6 protein-coding genes are annotated in these 5,482 nt (G+C 66.0%); all 6 read left to right on the top strand.

The window, feature by feature from the left end:
• Nucleotides 1–269 precede the first annotated feature (269 nt).
• Nucleotides 270–518 (top strand): acyl carrier protein, encoded by a 249-nt coding sequence (locus VKP62_05315; GenBank protein MEB3196605.1) that lies wholly within the window; start codon nucleotides 270–272, stop codon nucleotides 516–518.
• Nucleotides 511–1,254, top strand: a complete 744-nt coding sequence (locus tag VKP62_05310) for a glucose 1-dehydrogenase (GenBank protein ID MEB3196604.1) — start codon at nucleotides 511–513, stop codon at nucleotides 1,252–1,254. The genes VKP62_05315 and VKP62_05310 overlap by 8 nt, the downstream gene beginning before the upstream one ends.
• Nucleotides 1,251–2,663 (top strand): AMP-binding protein, encoded by a 1,413-nt coding sequence (locus tag VKP62_05305; protein ID MEB3196603.1) that lies wholly within the window; start codon nucleotides 1,251–1,253, stop codon nucleotides 2,661–2,663. Before VKP62_05310 ends, VKP62_05305 begins: the two co-directional genes overlap by 4 nt.
• Before the next feature lies 1 nt (nucleotide 2,664).
• Complete coding sequence (locus tag VKP62_05300; protein MEB3196602.1) at nucleotides 2,665–3,747, top strand: acyl-protein synthetase; 1,083 nt, start codon at nucleotides 2,665–2,667, stop codon at nucleotides 3,745–3,747.
• On the top strand, nucleotides 3,744–4,985 hold the full coding sequence (locus tag VKP62_05295; protein MEB3196601.1) for an acyl-CoA reductase: 1,242 nt from the start codon (nucleotides 3,744–3,746) through the stop codon (nucleotides 4,983–4,985). Before VKP62_05300 ends, VKP62_05295 begins: the two co-directional genes overlap by 4 nt.
• Before the next feature lie 187 nt (nucleotides 4,986–5,172).
• Nucleotides 5,173–5,482: hypothetical protein (locus VKP62_05290; protein ID MEB3196600.1), on the top strand; the 310-nt coding region annotated here is incomplete at its 3' end.

Below are 5,482 nucleotides of genomic sequence, written 5' to 3'. Positions count from 1 at the left end.
GGGGGTGGTGCCATTCGTCATGAGGGTCCTCCTTCTCCGGCGCAAGGCCAGCAGAAATACATCTTCAGGAGCTCACCGCGGGCGGCGAAGCGCTAGCACTATAAACCGGGCCTTGCCGCAGGGCAAGCGGAGGCCGCATCGCCTTCAGAGGGCTGGTCGGGCTGCAGCATGAGACGGACAATGGTACCCTCATGGACTATGTAGAAGTTCCGCAACATCGGGCACCCGCCAGGGGTGGGAGGCCTGCTTCCCAGAGGTGATCATTCCCCATGTCCATCGTGATGCTTAAGCAGGTGTTCCGCGAGGCATTGGATCTGCCGGCCAACCTGGAAGATCAGCTTGAAACACTGACCTATCGCAGCATCGACCAGTGGGACTCGATCGCCCACATGCGCCTGGTCAGCGATCTGGAATCCGCTTTCGACATCCTGCTGGAGACCGAAGACGTGCTGGGCCTGAGCAGTTTCGAGATGGCGCGGCAGATTCTGGCCAAGCACGGCGTGAACACCGATGCTTGAGGGCAAGGTCGCCTACATCACCGGGGCGACCAGGGGCATCGGCTGGGAGACGGCCCAGCTGTTTGCCCGACACGGGGCCACGGTGCTCATCAACGGACACCGCGACGCGGATGCCTTGGCGGCCCGGGTGGACGCATTGAAACAGCTGGGCAGCCGGGAAAGCCTGGGCTTCCTGGGCGATGTGGCGGATCCGGCGGAGGTGGGTCGCATTTACCAGGCCATTTTCAAGGCTTTCAAGCGCCTGGACGTACTGGTCAACAATGCCGGCGTGCTGGAGGACGGCCTGGTCGGCATGGTGCCGCGTGAGACCGTGGAACGGGTCATGGCCGTGAATGCCCTGGGCCCCATCTACAACCTGCACGCGGCCGCTCGCCTGATGAGCCGCGCCCGCCGCGGCAGCATCATCAACATCAGCTCGATCATCGGCACCCACGGCAACGCGGGCCAGACCGTTTATGGCGCCTCAAAGGCGGCCGTGATCGGCCTGACTTACTCCGCGGCCAAGGAGCTGGCCCCTCAGAACATCCGGGTCAATGCCGTCGCTCCCGGCTATATCGCCACGGACATGATTCGCAATTTGCCGCCAGAAAAACACCAGGAGCGGGTTGACAGCATCAAGCTGGGGCGAGTCGGCACCCCCACGGACGTCGCTCAGGCAAACCTTTTTCTCGCCTCGGAGCTGTCCAGTTACATCACCGGTCAGGTGATCGGGGTGGACGGAGGGATGCTGATTTGAAGCCGGCCTACCTGCGCCCGATGCAAGCGGCGGCCGCGGGGGGGGCAGCCCTGTACGACCGGGCACAGGCCCGCTGGGTGTCATACAGCGAACTGGAGCAACGCATCGCGGACGTGAGCGCGCGTTTCGCCCCTGAAGCGCGCGGCCTGGCCTTGCTGGCGTGCCCGCTGCGGCCAGCCACGGTGGTGGCGTATCTGGCACTTGTGCGAGCCGGCCACACCGTCGCGCTGCTCGACCCCGACACCTCGGAGTCGCATCTGGCAACCCTGGCAGAGGCCTACCAGCCCGAATGGGTGATCACGCCGGAGCCGCGCGATGAAGCGGCAGCCGCCCTGGATGACGGCCTCTTCGTCAGCCGGCGCAACACGTCCGCCCAGGGCCCGTTACACCCGGAGCTGGCCCTTCTGCTCTCGACCTCGGGCTCGACTGGCAGCCCTAAGTTCGTGCGCCTCTCGGCCGCCGCCGTGGAGGCCAATGCCGTTGCCATCGCCGAGGCCCTAGGGCTGACCCCTCATGCGCGCGCCATGGCTTACCAGGGCCTCCACTATGCCTATGGCTTGTCGGTGCTCAACAGTCACCTCAAAGCCGGGGCCTCCTTGCTGCTGTCAGACCGGACCGTCCTGGAACGAGACTTCTGGGCCATCATGCGGGCAGAAGGCTGTGATTCGTTTGCGGGCGTGCCGTATACCTATGAGACGCTGCGCCGCCTGGGACCTGACACCTGGTGCATTCCCACGCTCACGACCATGACCCAGGCCGGCGGCCGCCTGAAACCCGAGCTGGTGGCCTGGTATCACCAGACGCTGGCCCGGCACGGGAAGCACTTCCTGCCGATGTACGGCCAGACCGAAGCCACGGCCCGCATCGCCGTCATGCCTCCGGAGGCGCTGCCCGACAAGCTCGGTTCGGTCGGCCGGGTGATTCCAGGCGGCACCCTGACGATTGAACCCCTCGACCCTGCCGCCGCCGAGCACGGGGCTGGGGGGGAAATCGTGTACACAGGCCCCAACGTGATGATGGGCTACGCCACCGGTCGAGCCGACCTGGCACGGGGCGACGAGTGCCAGGGGCGTCTTGCCACCGGCGACCTCGGGTACCTGGATGCGGACGGCTTTCTGTACGTGACGGGTCGGCTGAAGCGCATTGCCAAGCTGTTCGGCTTGCGCCTGAATCTGGATGAGGTCGAGGACCTGGTCCGACAGTTGGGCCCGGCGGCAGCCGTGGAGCAAAAAGAGCGCCTGGTGCTCTACTGCGAATTTGGCGATGGCGACAGCCTGCGCACCCTGACGCGCGAGCTGGCGGGGCGCCTCAAGCTGCACCACACCGCCCTGCAGCTGCGTCGAGTCGAGGCCTTGCCCTTGCTCGCCTCGGGCAAGGTCGACTACCAGCGCCTGCGAGAGGATGGCTGAGATGGACACAACATCCTGGTTCGCGCCGAATCCTTACCGGTTGGCCCAGGCCGAGAAGGAAACCGGCCTGCTGGCAGGTCTGAATACGCTCACGCAGCACCATCGCAACGCCTGTCCCGCTTACGCTCGCATCATGAAACTGACGAACGCGGACCAGAAGCCGGCCACGTGCTTGGAGGAGGTGCCCTTTCTGCCCGTGAGTCTGTTCAAGCAGCAGCTGTTGCGCAGCGTGCCGGAGGAGGAGGTGTTCAAGACCCTGACCTCCAGTGGCACCACGGGGCAGGCCGTCAGCCGCATCGTGTTGGACCAGACCACCGCTCGGCGCCAGATCTCGGCGCTGGCCGCGATCATCGGTCACGTGATCGGAGCCAAACGCCTTCCGATGCTGATTGTGGACACGCCCAGCGTGGTCAAGAACCGCACCAGCTTCTCGGCGCGCGGCGCCGGCGTGCTGGGCATGATGAACTTCGGCCGCAAGCACCAGTACCTGCTGGATGACGACATGCAGCTCGACCACGCAGCCCTGGACGCATTTCTGGCCGAACACGGTCAGGCCCCCTTTCTGATTTTCGGTTTCACCTTCATGGTCTGGCAGCACCTCTATCAGGCCGTGCGGCAGCGCAAGCCGGACCTCTCGCAGGGCATCCTGATTCACAGCGGCGGCTGGAAAAAGTTGCAAGAAATCGCCGTCGGCAATGATGCCTTCAAGCAGGCCTTGCGCGACGATTGCGGCCTGACCCGCTGCTACAACTTCTACGGCATGGTGGAACAGGTGGGCAGCGTCTTTCTGGAAGGCGAGGATGGCTTCCTGTACCCCCCGCTGTTTGCCGACGTGATCGTGCGCGATCCCTACAGCTGGGCCCCCTTACCGCATGGCCAGGAAGGCCTGATTGAAGTGCTCAGCCTGCTGCCGTGGAGCTATCCCGGGCACGCCCTGTTGACCGAGGACCTGGGCACGATTCACGGGGTGGATGACGGCACCTGCGGACGCCTGGGCAAGCGCTTCAGCGTGAAGGGGCGCCTGCCGAAAGCCGAACTGCGGGGCTGCAGCGACACGCATGCCAAGGAGTTCACCCTGCGATGACGACCATTGAGCGACTCGCGCCAGCGCCGGGCTGGCTGGAACTGGATGCCACCATCGCGGCCCTGACGGCGCCTGGGCCCGAACCGTTGCGCCCATTCGACCCACGTCTGCTGGCCTTTTTCAGCGCGTTTTCCCAGATCCTGTTTGCACACCCCGAAGGCCGCCACTACCCGGACCTGGTGGCGCTGGCCTTCTGGATGCGACGCGCCGAGCTGGCCCGCTTGCAGCGAGCCTTCGAGGCGCTGGCAACGCCTGAGGTGCTGCTGGCGCCGCGCGGCCTGGTCTTTCACATTCCGCCTGCGAATGTCGACACGATGTTCGTGTACTCGTGGCTGCTCGCCGCCATCACGGGCAACCGCAACGTCGTGCGCATCTCGGAGCGGAACGAATCGCCTCAGGTGCAGTGGCTGTGTGAGACGCTCAACCAGTTGCTGGCCCGCCCCGAACACGCCGCGATCGCCGCCGCCAACGCCTTCCTGCGCTATGGCCACGAGGAAGCGGTCAATGCCCGCCTGTCGGCGGCCTGCGACGTGCGCGTGATCTGGGGTGGAGACGCCACCATCGAGCGACTGCGCACGTTCCCGCTCGGAGCGCACGCCCGCGAACTGGTTTTTCCCGACCGCTACTCGCTGGCCGTGCTCGACGCGGCGGCCGTGCTGGCGCTTTCGGCCGCGGAAATGGCCGGGCTGGCCGAAGGGTTTTACAACGACGTCTACTGGTTCGATCAGCAAGGCTGCGCCTCACCCCGCCTGGTGGTCTGGCGTGGCGAGGAGGCGGCTCAGCAACAAGCCAGCCGTCGGTTTTTCGAGCAACTGGCCGACCATGTCGCCCAGCGACGTTACCGCCTGACGCCGGCGGTGCGCATGAGCAAATGGGTGGAAACCCTCTCAGGCCTGCTGGATGCTCCGGTGCAGGCCTACCATGCGCCGGCCCCCGAGGTGGCCGTGCTCCGGGTCACGGGCCTACCGGACCTCCGCGAACGCTGGTGCGGCGGTGGCCTGTTCTATGAAACCCGGATCGAAACCCTGACGGAGCTGGTCCCCTTCGTGTGCCGCAAGGACCAGACCCTGATCCACCACGGCGTATCGCACGACGACCTGGTGGCCCTCGCGCAAGCCTTGAACGGCCGGGGCATCGACCGCATGGTGCCGGTGGGCCAGGCCCTGGCCTTCGATCGGGTTTGGGATGGCCAGGATCTGCTGTCGGAGTTCGTGCGTCGGGTTGCCGTGCGGGCTTGAGCCCGCTCGCAGCGCAGTGCGCGCCAGGGAGTCGGGCCAGGCCCGCAAGCTGTGTGGCCTCCGCTGAAGCGAGCGCCTGCCCATGTCATGTCCCAACCTTTAAATCAAACTTACTTTTAACTTAATCGAATGGCGGCGCCCGGTGACGACAAAGCAGCCAGTGCCCCCCGCGACCCGGAGCCTTGCCATGCTGCTGCATCGTCTGACCGCCACGATTCTGCTCACGAGCCTGCTGACGGGCTGCGGCGTGCAGGCGCTCGCCCCGGCCCCCACGCTCGCCCCACGCCCGCTCAGCCGGGCGGCCTCCGCGGCGATGCCGGACGTGGCGCGCCTGGTGACAGAGCTGCAAGCCGTGACGGGCTTCGATGCGGCGGCCATGCGCAAGCGGGCCGAATTGCTGGCGTTGCTCGGCGACACCGACGACGACCGTGCGGTGGAGGCCATCCAGGCCGAGTACGATCGCCTGGACCGCGTGCCGGCTAACGCCCGCGCCCCCT

The sequence above is a fragment of the Candidatus Sericytochromatia bacterium genome, from assembly GCA_035285325.1.
Lineage (GTDB): Bacteria > Cyanobacteriota > Sericytochromatia > S15B-MN24 > JAQBPE01 > JAYKJB01.
Note: the sequence above shows the minus strand (reverse complement) of the source record. Positions and strands in the feature narration are given on the sequence as shown.